The sequence below is a fragment of the Sinorhizobium meliloti genome, from assembly GCF_017876815.1.
Classification (GTDB): Bacteria; Pseudomonadota; Alphaproteobacteria; order Rhizobiales; family Rhizobiaceae; genus Sinorhizobium; species Sinorhizobium meliloti.
The window spans coordinates 1283827-1298712 of sequence record NZ_JAGIOS010000002.1 but is presented as its reverse complement, the minus strand read 5'-3'; the positions used below and the strand labels follow the sequence as shown (position 1 = coordinate 1298712).

12 protein-coding genes are annotated in these 14886 nt (G+C 60.5%); 4 read left to right on the top strand and 8 right to left on the bottom strand.

Annotated elements, in window-relative coordinates; all coding sequences use genetic code 11:
* Positions 1-440: 440 nt before the first annotated feature.
* On the bottom strand, positions 441-851 hold the full coding sequence (locus tag JOH52_RS24975) for a response regulator (protein ID WP_014530676.1): 411 nt from the start codon (positions 849-851) through the stop codon (positions 441-443).
* Positions 835-4320 carry a chemotaxis protein CheB gene (locus tag JOH52_RS24970; RefSeq protein ID WP_014530677.1) on the bottom strand — a complete coding sequence of 1162 codons (3486 nt, stop codon included), beginning with the start codon at positions 4318-4320 and terminating at the stop codon, positions 835-837. The genes JOH52_RS24975 and JOH52_RS24970 overlap by 17 nt, the downstream gene beginning before the upstream one ends.
* 246 nt (positions 4321-4566) lie before the next feature.
* Between JOH52_RS24970 and JOH52_RS24965 the strand changes: the two genes are divergently transcribed.
* Positions 4567-5628, top strand: a complete 1062-nt coding sequence (locus JOH52_RS24965) for a chemotaxis protein CheB (RefSeq protein WP_017271720.1) — start codon at positions 4567-4569, stop codon at positions 5626-5628.
* 51 nt (positions 5629-5679) lie between these two features.
* Here JOH52_RS24965 and JOH52_RS24960 read toward each other — a convergent pair whose 3' ends face one another.
* The 5 genes from JOH52_RS24960 to JOH52_RS24940 form a co-directional block, all read right to left on the bottom strand.
* Entirely contained in the window at positions 5680-5838 is a 159-nt protein-coding gene (locus tag JOH52_RS24960) for a hypothetical protein (RefSeq protein ID WP_014530679.1), read from the bottom strand.
* A gap of 185 nt (positions 5839-6023) precedes the next feature.
* Positions 6024-6950, bottom strand: a complete 927-nt coding sequence (locus JOH52_RS24955; protein WP_014530680.1) for a hypothetical protein — start codon at positions 6948-6950, stop codon at positions 6024-6026.
* A gap of 476 nt (positions 6951-7426) precedes the next feature.
* A complete protein-coding gene (locus tag JOH52_RS24950) occupies positions 7427-8206 on the bottom strand; it encodes an SDR family oxidoreductase (RefSeq protein ID WP_010975372.1) in 780 nt (259 codons plus the stop codon).
* A gap of 30 nt (positions 8207-8236) precedes the next feature.
* On the bottom strand, positions 8237-9385 hold the full coding sequence (gene dgoD / locus JOH52_RS24945) for a galactonate dehydratase (RefSeq protein ID WP_014527427.1): 1149 nt from the start codon (positions 9383-9385) through the stop codon (positions 8237-8239).
* Positions 9386-9431: 46 nt separating this feature from the next.
* Positions 9432-10199, bottom strand: a complete 768-nt coding sequence (locus JOH52_RS24940) for a FadR/GntR family transcriptional regulator (RefSeq protein WP_010975370.1) — start codon at positions 10197-10199, stop codon at positions 9432-9434.
* A gap of 188 nt (positions 10200-10387) precedes the next feature.
* On the opposite strand from JOH52_RS24940, the gene JOH52_RS24935 reads away from it, so the two are divergent.
* From JOH52_RS24935 to araH, 3 genes are all read left to right on the top strand, one after another.
* Positions 10388-11371, top strand: a complete 984-nt coding sequence (locus tag JOH52_RS24935; protein ID WP_010975369.1) for an arabinose ABC transporter substrate-binding protein — start codon at positions 10388-10390, stop codon at positions 11369-11371.
* Between the two features lie 64 nt (positions 11372-11435).
* A complete protein-coding gene (araG, locus tag JOH52_RS24930) occupies positions 11436-12962 on the top strand; it encodes an L-arabinose ABC transporter ATP-binding protein AraG (RefSeq protein WP_014530682.1) in 1527 nt (508 codons plus the stop codon).
* A gap of 2 nt (positions 12963-12964) precedes the next feature.
* Positions 12965-13918 (top strand): L-arabinose ABC transporter permease AraH, encoded by a 954-nt coding sequence (gene araH, locus JOH52_RS24925; RefSeq protein WP_010975367.1) that lies wholly within the window; start codon positions 12965-12967, stop codon positions 13916-13918.
* Positions 13919-13961: 43 nt separating this feature from the next.
* On the opposite strand, the gene JOH52_RS24920 is transcribed toward araH, so the two are convergent.
* On the bottom strand, positions 13962-14870 hold the full coding sequence (locus JOH52_RS24920) for a phosphotransferase (protein WP_014530683.1): 909 nt from the start codon (positions 14868-14870) through the stop codon (positions 13962-13964).
* Between the last annotated feature and the right edge of the window lie 16 nt (positions 14871-14886).

Here is a 14886-nt window from a genome sequence, read left to right as displayed (position 1 = left end):
ACCACGCTTGCAGGGCTGGCCTCCCGACGTCCCATTTGGCCCTTGGTTCACCTCGGAGGACTGACAGTAAAATAGGGTTACCGAAAACCCCTAAATTGTTACTGGAATGGCTAATACTTTCGTATAAGATCAAGCATGCAACGACACATCTTCTAGCCTAGCCATTGCTTGTAGTGGGCTTTGCGGTGGACCGTATTTCCGTGTCCTTGCTCTATATTGCGGAAATCCAATTGGTACAGAAAGCCCTGACCGGAGACGGTCAGGGCTCCTGCCTCTTTCGACTCCGTCGTCGCCCGCCAAATGTCGGGCAATTTCGGGTGCTCCGACCTGTAAACGGTGTACTCCGCGCGGAGACTGTTCGAAGCTGCCTACCCTCCTATATGAATCACAATCGCCACCGATCATCAGCGCCGCTGTGATTGGCTGCAACCATCGGGAGCTTACAAGGGCGAAGGCGGCAGGTTCGAGGCTATAAGCACTCCTGCGGCCGTCCCAACAATATCCTGCTGCGTGGCGGGCTTTGCGATGACGATGGCGCCGTTGCTTTTCTTTCGCATGTCGTCGGGTAGCGTTTGGCCACTATAGAAGAAGAATGGAATGCCCCTCTCGTTGAGGAGATCGATGACCCTCTCGGTGGTTGTCGTACCCAAGCGAATGTCGAGCACCGCGAGCGCCAGCGCTTCATTTTTCGCCGCCACCAATGCGGCCTCAAGGGTCGCGCAGGGTCCCACCACCTGAGCTCCAACATCGAGAAATGCTGCTTCCAAGTCGAGAGCGATCCAAATCTCGTCCTCGACCACCAGGACCCTGGCGCCCTCAAGAAGCCTGCCGTCTTCACTTTTCCGCGCCATCTGGCGGGATCTCCGGAAGCTCGATGTCGATCGTGCAGACGACGCCATCCGGTTGGAAATCGCGATGAACCGTAGATCCTGGCAAGCTCTTCTCGATCAGAACGCCGCCGAAACCCTGCTCGCTCGGAGGCTCAACCGGCGGGCCACCGCGTTCTTGCCAGATAACCCCAAGGTTCCGGCCGTTGTTCCCGAGTTTCCAACTGAGCCTGACCTGTCCGATTCCAGTAGAAAACGCGCCGTATTTCGCGGCATTGGTCGCGAGCTCGTGGAGCACGAGACCGAACGGTGTAGCGAGGTCCGGCGGCAGCGTCACTGGCTCGCCCTCGATCTGCAGTCGGCGCCGATCGCTGCCGGCGTAGGCATCGAGTTGCCCTCGCGCCAGTGCGTCAAGCTCGGCGCCGCGCCATTCAGAATCGACAAGCAGCTTATGGGCACTCGCAAGTGCTGCGAGGCGCCCTTCAAAGCGCTCGACGAAGTCCTCGCTCGATCGGGTTGTGCGGAGCGTCTGGCGCGCCAGCGACTGGACGACAGCGAGCGTGTTCTTCACCCGATGGCTTAGCTCGTTCAGCAAGAGCTGCCCGCGCCGCTCCCAGCGTTTGCGGTCGGAAATGTCGCGGGTGCTTTCCAGCACAAGCCGGCGCTCGCCAAACGGCACGAGCTCGATCTGGCTCTCTACCGTCAGCACTCGACCGTCCTTCGTGGTATGGTTCAGTTCGCCGCTCCAACGGCCCTTTTGGCTGAGTGTTCGCCTGAGCTTGTCAAAGGACGAGCCGGGAACGGCCGTCTTTAGCAGTTCTTCCTTGCGCCTTCCAAGCGCCTCCTCACGCGAATAGCCATAGAGTTCCTCGCTGCCGCGGTTCCACTGCATTATGCCATCGTCAAAGTCCCACACGAATATCGGTGAGCGGGAAAGCTCGACGAGCCGCATTTCCTGCTCAAGGCGTTGCCCGCTCTCCTTCGCCGCCTCTTCGGCATGGCGCCGCTCGCTGATGTCGACGAAGGTCACCACAACGCCGTCTATCTTGTCTTCCATCGTGCGGTAGGGGCGCATCCGCACCAGATACCAGCCGTCATCGCGGCTCTTCACCTCGTGCTCGACTGGCGTGAGCGTCTCGAGCACCGCGCGTGCGTCATCAGAAAGTCTCTTATATTTAAGATGATGCGTGAAATCAGTGATCGGCCGGCCTTCGTCGCTCGGCGTGACGTTGAATATCTCCGTCAGCCGCGGGGTAAAACGCTTGATACGAAGGGACGGGTCGAGGAAAAGCGTCGCGATGTCGGTCGCGGCCATCAAGTTCTGCAAGTCGCTGTGAGCCCGCGATATGCTTTCCAGCTTCAGTTTGAGCTCACTGTTGACGGTTTGCAGCTCCTCATTGATCGATTGGAGCTCTTCCTTGCTCGTTTCCAGTTCCTCGGCCGTCGAACGGTATTCCTCGTTCATTGACTGCAGTTCTTCGTTGGCAGCCCGCAGTTCTTCGGTGGCGGTGGCCGACTCCTCGCTGGTCAGGCGAAGCCGGTTTTGCGCGAGCTGCAGCTCCTCCTGCAAGCGGCGGATCGCCTCGTCGATCGTCGGGCGCCCATCAAGCGTATCGAGCACGACCTCCTGGGTTTTGTCGATTGCCTCGCCTTCGATAAAAAGCACAAGGGCATGCCGGGTGCGTTCCGTCCCTTGGACCACCGGCTTCACTTGCAGGTAGACGCGGTGCGGTTGCCCGTCCAGGTCAGCAAGGATGGGCATGCTCAACGTGGGCTCATTCCGCTCGAAGGCCCGGTGCAGCGCCGCTCTTAGATCGAAGCGAAATTCCTCGCGCACGAGATCCGTCGCGTCGGTACTGACGGGGCCACCTGAGGGTTGGAGAAAGCGTCCGGCGTTTTCCGAAAGATGAATCGCGTGGTGACTTTCATCGACCAGCATGCTTGGAGGAGCGATTTTCTCGAGCATCTGGCGGTGTACCGCTGCGTCGCTGACGTGCCCTGCCGCCGGCATCCGAATGATGGTCGATTTAATTTCCGGCTTATGTGGACCAAGCAGCGCCGGCAGCACCATGGGTCGTCGAGCACCGCCGCCTGCGACAGCCCTGTAGATACGTGCCTCGCGATCCACAGTGAGGAAGAGCCCGGGGTGGTCGGCACTTTCCGACGATCCGAGAAAGAGAAAGCCACCTGCGTTGAGCGCGTAATGAAACGTATTGCACACCTGCTGCTGCAGCTGCCGATCGAGATAGATCAGCAGGTTTCGGCAGGAAATCATATCGAGATGGGAGAACGGCGGGTCTCTGAGCAAGCTGTGGCTGGCAAAGAGAACCACATCGCGCAACTCGCGGCGCACTCGATAGTGATCTCCCTCACGCTGAAAGAACCGGCGCAGTCGTTCCTCCGAGAGATCGCTTTCGATAGTCGATGGGTATCGTCCTTCGCGCGCGATGCGCAGTGCCTGTGCGTCGAGGTCTGAGCCGAAGACCTGGATTTCCGGCGAAAGGTCGCGGCGTGCCGCCTCCTCAAGCAGAAGCATGCCCATCGTATAGGTTTCCTCACCGGTGGCGCAGCCCGGAACCCAGACCCTGATCGCGTCGGCGACTTCTTTTCCGTCAAACAATTGCGGGATGACTCGTTCGGCAAGAGCCTCGAAAGCCGAGGGATCGCGAAAGAACGTCGTAACCGAAATCAAAAAGTCGCTGAACAGCGCCTGGGCTTCTTCGGGATTCTCACGCAGGTAGTTGTAGTAGTCCGCAAAGGTCTCCCGCCTGGCAATTTGCGCTCGCCGTCCGATACGCCGCAAAATCGTAGCCCGCTTGTATTGGGAGAAATCGTGTCCGGTTCGGCCGCGCACATGGGCGAGAATTCGCCCGATCATATCGTCATCGTCTGCGTGGAACGGCTCGGACGGAAGTTGATCACGATCGGCGAGCAACTCAGCCACCCGATGAGGAAGCTCCCGGATAGGCAGCACGAAGTCTGCAACCTCAGTGTCGATGGCATTGCGCGGCATGGAGGCATATTCTGCCTCTTCAGGATCCTGGACGAGCACGATTCCGCCCGCCTCCTTGACAGCCTTCACCCCAATCGCACCGTCCGCCCCGGCACCAGTGAGAATGACCGCAAGTTCGCTCCCATGCTCCTCGGCGAGCGACCGAAAGAAAAGATCAATAGGCGCCCGGAGGGCATGCGGCTCTTCGAAGGGGAGCGCGGTTATCGTACCGTCGGCAATCTTAAGCTGACGGTTCGGCGCAATGACGTATACGTGGTTGCCTTCAAGGCGCGCTTGGTCCTCGACCTGTGTAACCGACATGCGCGTCCGTGCCGCCAAAATGTTCGCAAGCTCGCTTCTGGCGTGCGGATCGAGATGGACAATGACGACGAAGGTGGCGCCCGTGTCATTCGGTATAAGATCAAAGAAGGTCTGAAGAGCCTGAATGCCACCCGCAGAGGCTCCGATTGCGACAATCGGAGGATCCAATTCTCGACCCATGCTCATCCTCCCGGCACCGCACAGGAACGAGCCGCCTGCCCGGCTATGCTTCCTCTGCGGGGAATATCGGCAACCTTCGAGGCCGGAGGTGGCCACCATTATACGCATCCGGCACGATCCTCTTATATCAGCTGACATATCGGCGCCGATAGTATCGGCTGGGAAAATCTTCCCTTCCCCGACTAAGATTCTCACCGCGATCGAACTTATCCGCTCGTCGAACGTTTTTGCCCGATGGAGCATACGATGGGCCGCCGAGACGTCATAGCCATAGGAGGTTCGCTTGGCGCGGTGGCAGCCCTGAAGCACTTGCTTGGCAAACTTCCGGGCGACTTCGCCGCCGCTGTATTCGTCGTCGTACATGTCGGCGCACGCGGAAAAGATCTACTCGCCGAGATATTCAACGCGCATTCCGGAATTCCTGTAACGACTGCAGTTGACGGGGAGGCTGTAGAGCGCCGGCACGTCTATGTTGCGCCGGCAGACCACCACCTCCTCGTCATTGACGGCGTCATCCGGCTTGGCCGCGGGCCCCGCGAGAACCTGGCCCGACCGGCGGTTGACCCTCTCTTTCGATCAATCGGTTTGAAATACGGACCGCGGTCAGTCGCGGTCGTACTCACGGGGCTGTTGAACGACGGGGCCGCTGGCCTTGCCGATTTCAAGCGGTGCGGTGGGGTGACAGTCGTCCAGAATCCAAGCGACGCAGTTGCGCCGGACATGCCAATGGGCGCCCTAAGGGCAAGCGACGTCGATTACCGCGCTCCTCTCGACGGTCTCGCTGCACTCCTCGTTGAGCTCACCGGCGAAGAGGCCGGTCCGCCAATTCCCGTCCCCGCCGAAATCAGACTTGAGGTCGATATCGCATTCGGCCGACAGATCGGTTCCGAGACAATGCTAACCATTGCGAACCCGGTCCCGATCTCGTGTCCGGCCTGCGGCGGCGTACTCTCGCAGATCAAGAGTTGGCCGCCGCTGCGATTTCGTTGTCAAGTCGGGCATGCCTATACGTCCGAGGCTTTGGCTGCGGAGTCGGAAGGCGCCGTCGACGAGACTCTGAGAGTTGCCCTTCGGATCATCGAGGAAAGGGTGACTCTCAGCGAAAAAATGGCGCAAGATGCGCATCGTAGCGGGTTCGCCGCCGCCGCCGCCGCAAACAGAAGGCGGGCCAATGAAGGACGGGAGTATGCGGAAACACTACGCCGCGCCATCATTGGCAGCGCACCGGAAGCAACTGCAGGCAAATTGGAGGATGCCAGTCTCGCCGTCGCCAAGCATCCGGATCCAACCGACCCGGAATCATCTTGATCAGCAGCTTCCTTCGACAGCCGCCACCAGCAATACATCGCGGGGCGGAATTCAGGCGCTTGCAGGGCCGGTCGAACGGTCGTTCAGAAGCTGGTCAACAGCAGTTATCATCTCCGCCATCGCGAACGGCTTCTCAAGCATTATGTCGTTCGGGACGCCGTTGATCGCCCACTCGGCCGCGCTGTCCCCGCTGATGTAAACGACAGCCATTTCCGTAGCGGGGGGAAATCTGTCAGATCCGCTGCGCCAAAGACTCTCAAGGGTGCGGCTGCTCTCTGCCCATTGCAGTTACCCGAGCCTGCTCGTGCCACGGTGCACGCCCAAAGGGGGGGTTATAGTCTTTCGGGCCAGCTGCCTTTCGGCTCGCAACTTGGAAAACGGCCACGCGACTGAGGTCAGCGCGACCGCAAAGCCTCCAGAAGAAGCTGGTATGTCGGTGCCAGCCGCCTAAGCAGATCTGCCGCTTCCGCGTCTTTGCCGGTGACAATGGGATACTGCAATGCCCCTATCATGGCCGCTTGCTCCGAAGCAATATGAGCAGCGTCTGTATAGCCAATCCGGGAAAGGCAAGTGGCGGCATCGGCGAGCCGTCTAGTGCCAACGCGGATTGCAAAGTGGATCAGGTGTGCACGCAAGTCTTCGTCGCACCTCGCGTCGATTATGCTCGCCAATGCCTCGGCCGCCTCGCCATTACCGATGGTGCCTTCGGGGAGGTGTGGCGGCCTTTGCATGGACAACCACCTGATCGCGGCAGGCAGCGACGCTCTGATCACATCGTCTTCATCAACAACGCGTACTTGTCGGAAACCGAAACGCATGGTGAAGGGCGTTCCATAGTCGATGGTTTCCGCCTGCCATGCGGTCAGGAAATCGCCGATCGGCAATGTTGCGAATGGGTATCCCTGCGGATCATGCAACTGCACCCTATCATTCGCGATGCCGATGACGACGACGAAGTGATCTGCGCCGATTGGGCCGTCCTTGCCCGGTTGGTACCGAAGCCAGCCCATCTCTACCGGACCGACCCAGACTGGACCGTGGACGAGTTGAGATCGGAGTCGCTCGAGTGCATCTCCGGCATTCCCGGCACTCATGACGGACGACGTCCAGCCCATGGCATCGAGAGCGGCATTGAAGCCAGCCTCAGGCGTCCAGCCGAAGGGATCGAAGAAGGGCAGAGACCCGCCGACGAGCTGCATCCCGAAAGGGCTACCTGTGGCGAACTCGATGCTTGCGGTGGATGGAGCGTGTTTGCCAAACATCATCGCGAAGGCGTTCGCGTAGCAATATGGACCGGAGCCTATATACGGAAAATGCTGCATGAACTTGCCTCTCAAATCTGGTTCCGAGGCAATGCAAGAGGGGCATTTTCATCAAAATTGTCAACGACCAGTTTTTTTGAGCACGTGGCAGAGCTCAACAGCTGAGACTTTCACAAACGGAACCAAAGCATCTATTTTCCGTCGTCCAGAGGTCTGGTTTCACCGGCACTTACTACCGCTGGGCCCAGTAGCGATAATTACAGGAGCGCTCACCTGTCAAAGCCACGGAATCCTTCACCGCCAGCGGACTCGTTCTAGCGACGTTCACAACGATCGTTTGCCGACATTTCCTGAAAGGGAAAGGCGGTTCCAAGCGACACGAGGTCAAGGAATTCCGATACCATCGACACGTCGCCGTCGACATACTCGGCCATCGATCGGAATCAGTCCGCCACGTGCTTCAGCGTTATTACTCGGGCAATGGGCGAGCGGGTCGCCAGCCACGGCTGTGGGCGCCTGCCGTGGCGGCGCCGGCTTCAAGCCGGATGATGCAGGACGCTGAGCCCGCCATCCACCGTCAAGCACGTCGCGTTCATGAAAGGGCACTCGTCCGAAATCATGAAGACGGCGGCGCGGGCGATCTCTTCTGCCGTCGCAATGCGGCCGCCCGGGTGAAGCTTCAGGGTTGCCGCCTCGGCTGCCGCCGGGTCAGGAAAGCTGTTCCAGTAGTCGTACGCCTTTTGGGTCAAGACATAACCCGGTGCCAGCGCATTCACGCGAACCCCCTTCGACGCATATTCGATGCCGAGCGCCTTCGTCATACCGATTAGCGCGTGCTTTGCGACTGGATAGGGGAATGTGTGCGGAATGATGGTGAATGCATGCGTCGAGGCGATGTTGAGGATCGCCCCGCCGCCCTGCTCGATAAGGCTGGGGAGAACCGCCTTGCAGCAATTCCAGGCGCCACGGAGGTTGATGTCGAAACAGCGCTGCCAATCGGCATTGCTCATCTCCAGCGGCTCCGAGAAGACGTTGACCCCGGCATTGTTGACGAGCGCGTTGATTGGACCGATCGACGAAGCGGCTGCCGACAGCGTTGATTCGATCGCCTCCGCATCCGTAATATCGGCCTCGGCGTAGGCGAGCGACTGCCCCTGCCGCTGCAGGCGCTTCGCCTCCTTTTCAAGCAGGGGACCGTCGCGGTCGAGGAGGAAGAGTGCCGCCCGCTCCGACAGGAACGCTTCGGCAATCGCAAGGCCGATACCCTGCGCAGCACCGGTCACCATGATCCGCTTACCCTTAAGCCGGTCACTCATCCCTGCCCCCCTTCGATCGGCGCCTAGTTCTCACCACTCGGCCACACTGCCGTCCGAATGGCGCCAGACCGGATTGCGCCAGCGATGCCCCTCCTTCGCGCGTTCCATCACATAGGCCTCGTCGACCTCGATGCCGAGACCGGGACCCTGCGGAATGGAAACGAAGCCGTCTTCGTAAGCGAAGACCTCTTTGTTGGAGATGTAGTCGAGGATGTCGTTCGCCTCGTTGTAGTGGATGCCGAGGCTCTGTTCCTGGATGAAGGCGTTATAGCTGACCGCGTCGACCTGCAGGCAGGCGGCAAGGGCAATCGGCCCGAGGGGGCAGTGCGGCGCCAGCGCCACGTCGTAGGCCTCGGCCATAGCGGCGATCTTGCGGCATTCGGTGATCCCGCCGGCATGAGAAAGGTCCGGCTGGATGATATCGACAAAGCCGTCGGAGAGAACCGATTTGAAGTCCCAGCGCGAATAGAGCCTTTCGCCGAGTGCGATCGGCGTCGAGCAATGATTGGCGATTTCCCTCAGGGCTTCGCGGTTCTCCGAAAGGACGGGCTCCTCGATGAACATGAGCTTGAACTGCTCAAGCTCCTTGGCGAGAACCTTCGCCATCGGGCGATGGACCCGCCCGTGGAAATCGACGCCGATGCCGACATGAGGGCCGATCGCATCGCGGATGAGCCCTATCGTCTCTACCGCCTTGTCGATCTTCTCGTTGGTGTCGACGATCTGCATCTCCTCACAGCCGTTAAGCTTGATCGCCTTGAAGCCACGGGCGACCACCTCGCGCGCATTGTTCGCGACATCGCTCGGGCGGTCGCCGCCGATCCAAGAATAGACCTTGATCCTGTCACGGCACTGGCCGCCAAGCAGAGAGTGGACGGGCTGACCGAGGGCCTTGCCCTTGATGTCCCAAAGCGCCTGATCGATGCCGGCGAGCGCACTCATATGGATGGCGCCGCCGCGGTAGAAGCCGCCTCGATAAAGGACATTCCAATGGTCCTCGATCAGGAATGGGTCCTTGCCAACGAGATAGTCCGAAAGCTCGTGAACGGCAGCTTCGACCGTGAGCGCGCGCCCCTCGACCACGGGCTCCCCCCACCCCACGACGCCCTCATCGGTCTCGATCTTGAGAAACAGCCAGCGCGGCGGAACGATATAGGTCGTCAGCTTTGTGATTTTCATGAAATGCGTCCAGTTTGTCAGAGAGTGCAGCTAATCGTTTGCGCGGTCAGGCGGGCGGCGAGTGCCGCTTTACGGCGACGGCGAGATCGCGGGCGGCGAGGTCCAGCAGCTGGCACGAACAGGCGCGTGCTGCTGCCGTGTCGCGCATCCGCAGCGCTTCGACCAATTGCCTGTGGATTTCCACGGCATCGCCACATGTGTCCGCCGCCTCGTTCGAGGCTTGCAATGAGAATTTGAGGCCGGCCTGGATGATGCTCGCCAGCTGCTGGAACACCTGATTGTGGCTCGCCTTCAAGAGCGATTCGTGGAAGGCGACGTCCGCCGCCGTGAACTTCACGATGTCGCCTTCGGCGTCTCTCATCTGCTGCCAGGCGCGCTCAATGGCGGCGATTTCCTGCACCGTCGCACGCGCAGCAGCCAGTTCCGCAGCAATCGGTTCGATCGCACGACGCGCTTCCAGAATACAGTTCAGAAGATCGAACTGAAAAATTCGGTCACCGATCCACTCCAGGACCTGCTGGTCGAGTATGTTCCACTCGTCCTTGCTGCAGACGACGGTACCAACGCGCGAGCGACCGCGCACCAGGCCCTTCGATTCGAGGATCTTCAGCGATTCCCGTATCACCGTGCGGCTGACGCCGTAGCGCTCACACAGGTCGTTCTCCCGCGGCAGAAAGCTGCCTGCCGGATAGTCGTCACCGCAGATCTCGGCGGCGATCGCCCGCGTCACATCCTTCTGGACACGGGGCCGGCGAGAAGGCGCGCCGCTCGGCTCCGTCGATTGATCCTGTTGTCCTTGCACCGAAATCTCCATGCGCGGCGGTTATTTTCTTCGGACTTGAGGCGATGCTTATCGCAATTGAGCCGAGGTGACGACCCTTCGTTCGGCCGCTTTATCAGACAGGCGCTTATCATTCATCATACCAGAGCAATTGACAAGTATGATCTTTCCATCATACACAAATGCGGCTGCTGGGAGCAGTTCGAATAGGGAGAGAAATCATGCGCTTTATCAAGGCCGTCGCTTTGGCCGGCACCGTCGCGATTTTTGCTGCAACATCCGCCTTCGCCGCCGACGTAAAGATCGGTTTCATCGTCAAGCAGCCTGAGGAGCCGTGGTTCCAGGACGAATGGAAATTCGCCGACGAGGCGGCCAAGGAAAAGGGCTTCACGCTCGTCAAGATCGGAGCCCAGGATGGCGAAAAGGTACAGTCGGCCATCGACAATCTCGGCGCCCAAGGTGCGCAGGGGTTCATCATCTGCACCCCCGACGTGAAGCTCGGCCCCGGCATCGTCGCCAAGGCGGCAGCCAACGATCTGAAGCTGATGACGGTCGACGATCGGCTGGTCAATGCCGACGGCAGCCCCATCGAGGACGTGCCGCATATGGGCATCTCCGCCACCAAGATCGGCGAGGCGGTGGGCGAGGCGATCGTCGCGGAGATCAAGAAGCGCGGCTGGGACATGAAGGAAGTCGGCGCGATCCGCGTTTCCTACGACCAGCTCCCAACCGCCGTGGACCGGGTTGAAGGCGCGCTCTCCGTTCTTAAGGCGAACGGCTTCCCCGAAGCCAATGTCTTCGACGCGCCGCAGGCAAAGACCGACACCGAAGCCGCTCTCAATGCCGCAACAGTCGTTCTCAACAAGAATGCCGGCATCAAGAAGTGGGTCGCCGTCGGTCTCAACGACGAAGCCGTGCTCGGTGCAGTGCGTGCCACCGAGACGGTCGGCATCCCCGCGGACAGCATGATCGGCATCGGCATCGGCGGCGCGGACTCCGCGATCAACGAGTTCAAGAAGCCTTCCGCGACGGGCTTCTTCGGCACCGTCATCATCTCGCCAAAGCGCCACGGCTACGAGACGGCCCTCAACATGTATGAGTGGATCGCCAACGGCAAGGAACCGGAAAAGCTGATCCTGACCGCGGGCCAGCTTGCATTGCGCGACAACTATGAGGCCGTCCGCAAGGAACTCGGGATCGAGTAGGCCCTGCCGACTGAAACGAGCCCGGCGTTGCCAAGCCGCCGGGCGTCCTTCTCGGAGCGCTGCAATGCAGGACTTTCTCGAATTCCAATCGATTTCAAAGGGCTATCCCGGCGTCCAGGCGCTGTCGGAGGTCTCCTTCTCTGTCCGAAAGGGCGCCGTTCACGGGCTGATGGGCGAAAACGGAGCGGGAAAGTCCACCCTGATACGGGTGCTCTCCGGAGACCAGGCGGCCGACACCGGCGAGATCCGCATAAACGGCGAGCCGCAGCACTATCGTTCCGTACGCGATGCCTTCAACGCAGGCGTCATCGTCATCCATCAGGAACTGCAGCTCGTACCGGAGCTGACGGTGGCCGAAAACCTCTGGCTCGGCCGTTTCCCCGGCAAGGCCGGCGTCATCGACCGTCGACAATTGATCCGCGTCGTCTCCGACAGACTCTCCGAAATCGGTATCGACGTCGATCCTGAGGCGAAGGTTGCGTCCCTGTCGATCGGCGAGCGGCAGATGGTCGAGATCGCCAAAGCGGTGATGACCGACGCTCGCGTGATTGCCTTGGACGAGCCGACCTCTTCGCTCTCAGCGCGAGAAAGCGAAATCCTCTTCGCCCTGATCGACAGATTGCGGTCGAATGGTACGGTCATCCTCTATGTCTCGCATCGGCTGGACGAGATCTTCCGTCTGTGCAACAGCCTGACTGTGCTGAGAGACGGCCGGCTTGCAGCCCATCATCCGGACATCTCAAAAGTCCGCCGCGAGCAGATTATCGCTGAAATGGTCGGGCGCGAAATTTCGAATATCTGGGGTTGGCGCGCCCGGACGCTCGGAGCCGCGAGGCTTACGGTCGAACGCGTTTCCGGCGCCAACCTGCCCCAGCCGATCAGCTTTACCGTCCGCGCCGGCGAGATCCTCGGCTTCTTTGGCCTCATCGGCGCGGGCCGCAGCGAAATGGCCCGTTTGGTCTATGGTGCCGATCGCCGCCGGCAGGGCAAGGTTCTGGTGGACGGCCTTGCCGTGCCGGCGGACAGCCCGCGGCTGTCGATCCGTGCCGGCGTCGTTCTGTGCCCGGAAGACAGGAAGTTCGATGGCATCGTCCAAGGGCGCTCCATCGAGGAGAACATGGCGATCTCCTCCCGCCGTCATTTCTCGCCATTCGGGGTTGTCGACAAGGGTAAGGAGGCGGAGCTTGCCGAGCGTTTCATCGCGAAGCTGCGGGTGCGCACGCCCTCGCGTCACCAGGACATCGTCAATCTTTCCGGCGGAAACCAGCAGAAGGTGATCCTTGGACGCTGGCTGTCGGAAGAGGGCGTCAAGGTGCTTCTGATCGACGAGCCGACCCGCGGCATCGACGTCGGCGCGAAATCGGAAATCTACGAAATTCTTTACGAGCTTGCGGCTCAAGGCATGGCGATCGTCGTTATCTCTAGCGAATTGCCGGAGGTTATGGGGATTGCGGACCGCATTCTCGTGATGTGCGAGGGCCGGATCGCGGCCGAAATCGACCGGAGCGACTTTGACGAACACCGGATTCTCGCAGCAGCACTTCCGGATGCCTCAGCCACGACGGCCACCCTTCCCGAACAGGTAAGCTGACCATGACGACTTCCTTGAAAAAACTTCTTCTCGGCGAACAGGGCCTGCTGGTGATCTTTGCCGCCGCCTTCGTGGTGGTGGCGCTGACGGTTCCGAATTTCCTCACCGAACGCAACATGCTCGGCCTGCTGCAGTCAGTGGTGACCATCGGCGTCGTCGCCTGCACCATGATGTTCTGCCTGGCGTCGCGCGACTTCGATCTTTCAGTCGGCTCCACCGTAGCCTTCTCGGGAATGGTTGCCGTCATGGCGTCGAACGCGACGGGCTCGATAGTGCTCGGTCTTCTGGCGGCTCTTGCCTGCGGTGGGATCGTCGGCCTCGCGAACGGCATCGTGATCGCCCGTTTCCGCATCAATGCGCTCATAACGACGCTGGCGACGATGCAGATCGTACGCGGCTTCGCCTTGATCGCGTCGGACGGCCGCGCGGTCGGAATCAACGATCCGGTATTTTATCAGCTCTCCCTGTCGAAGTTCCTGACCGTGCCCACGCCGATCTGGGTGATGGCTCTCTTCTTCATCGTGTTTGGCTTCCTGCTCAACCGTACCGTCTTCGGCAAGAACACGCTTGCGATCGGCGGCAACCCGGAAGCCTCCCGGCTTGCCGGCGTGGACGTCGCGCGGATGCGCATCTGGATTTTCGCCCTCCAGGGGCTGGTATGCGCGGTGGCAGGGGTGCTGCTCGCCTCGCGCATCACCTCGGGTCAGCCGAATGCGGCCACCGGTCTCGAACTCTCGGTGATTTCCGCCTGCGTTCTCGGCGGTGTTTCGCTTGCCGGCGGCAGGGCGACCATGACCGGCGTCGTCGTAGGCGTTCTGATCATGGGAATTGCCGAGAATGTCATGAACCTGCTCAACATCCAGGCCTTCTATCAGTACGTGGTGCGTGGCCTCATCCTGCTGATTGCGGTCCTCCTCGACAATATGCGCTCTGTCGCTGGCAGGCCGCGAGCCTGAGCGGCAATGCCGGAGGTACTGCGTCGACAGGCGCTCGCCATCCTTATACAAGTGCGCGCTCGAGAGCGCTGCGATTTCGCAGCAACCATGCGACGCTGCGCGTTTGCCAAGCGATCCCCCAGACGCGCGGAACATGCTCGGTCTTAGGTGTGATCCCCTGTTCTATGGCCTCGTTCGCTGCGCTCTCGGCGGCGAACTCAATGATCCTGTATCCGAGCCGATGCCGTTCCGGCGCCGCGAGGCAGTATCCATCGGCGAATAGGCGCACTTGTCGCATCCGGCTTTCGGTATCGGGCAGACGGTTTCTCTCGGCAACGTCGTCATCGTAGAGCTGCGCGTTGTTCCAGGCGATCATGGCCAATTCGGTCAGCCTGTCGACCGGACCGGCCGCCTCCCAGTCGATTAGCGCAACGGGATTGCCGTGGCGGGAAATCACATTCCAGGGCGCTGCGTCACAGTGGCCGATAATGTCCGCTTTGCCGATGCTGCGACCGAACCAGCCACGCCAGACGGCGTCGGGTGGTGGCCGGAAGGTTGCAGCCGCCTCATGTAACCGGCGAATGAGATCGCCTAATCCCCAAATCGCCTCGTCCGACCAGGGCGTCGGATTGATGACCTTCCCGTCGATATACGTCAGGACCTCACGGCCGTGCTCGTCAAAGCCATCACCGACGACGCAAGGCGCGCCTTCGAAGCCGACCTCACGCAAATGCCTTAGCAGCGCATGAACCGACCGGGTCCAGGGGCCCGCCTCCCGCAGGACGACAGAGCCGCGGCGTGTGACAGCGGTTCTCTCTCCGCCGGTCAGCGGGATTTCGGCGTCCTCGGTCATCGCAGCAGAATAGCAATGACCGGCTCTTTTAGGCCAGGCGCTTTCAAGCCCGGCATATCGGCTCAAGTGAAGCTGCTGCAGTGAAATATATTTCAGTATGCGAAATATATTGACACGCATCCTCTCCTAGAGTTAC

Excerpts from the sequence above, each read along its gene's own strand:
- JOH52_RS24975 (WP_014530676.1), bottom strand. The coding sequence starts at position 851 with ATGGCGCGGAAAAGTGAAGACGGCAGGCTTCTTGAGGGCGCCAGGGTC.
- JOH52_RS24970 (WP_014530677.1), bottom strand. The coding sequence starts at position 4,320 with ATGGGTCGAGAATTGGATCCTCCGATTGTCGCAATCGGAGCCTCTGCG.
- JOH52_RS24965 (WP_017271720.1), top strand. The coding sequence starts at position 4,567 with ATGGGCCGCCGAGACGTCATAGCCATAGGAGGTTCGCTTGGCGCGGTG.
- JOH52_RS24960 (WP_014530679.1), bottom strand. The coding sequence starts at position 5,838 with ATGGCTGTCGTTTACATCAGCGGGGACAGCGCGGCCGAGTGGGCGATC.
- JOH52_RS24955 (WP_014530680.1), bottom strand. The coding sequence starts at position 6,950 with ATGCAGCATTTTCCGTATATAGGCTCCGGTCCATATTGCTACGCGAAC.
- JOH52_RS24950 (WP_010975372.1), bottom strand. The coding sequence starts at position 8,206 with ATGAGTGACCGGCTTAAGGGTAAGCGGATCATGGTGACCGGTGCTGCG.
- dgoD (WP_014527427.1), bottom strand. The coding sequence starts at position 9,385 with ATGAAAATCACAAAGCTGACGACCTATATCGTTCCGCCGCGCTGGCTG.
- JOH52_RS24940 (WP_010975370.1), bottom strand. The coding sequence starts at position 10,199 with ATGGAGATTTCGGTGCAAGGACAACAGGATCAATCGACGGAGCCGAGC.
- JOH52_RS24935 (WP_010975369.1), top strand. The coding sequence starts at position 10,388 with ATGCGCTTTATCAAGGCCGTCGCTTTGGCCGGCACCGTCGCGATTTTT.
- araG (WP_014530682.1), top strand. The coding sequence starts at position 11,436 with ATGCAGGACTTTCTCGAATTCCAATCGATTTCAAAGGGCTATCCCGGC.
- araH (WP_010975367.1), top strand. The coding sequence starts at position 12,965 with ATGACGACTTCCTTGAAAAAACTTCTTCTCGGCGAACAGGGCCTGCTG.
- JOH52_RS24920 (WP_014530683.1), bottom strand. The coding sequence starts at position 14,870 with ATGCGTGTCAATATATTTCGCATACTGAAATATATTTCACTGCAGCAG.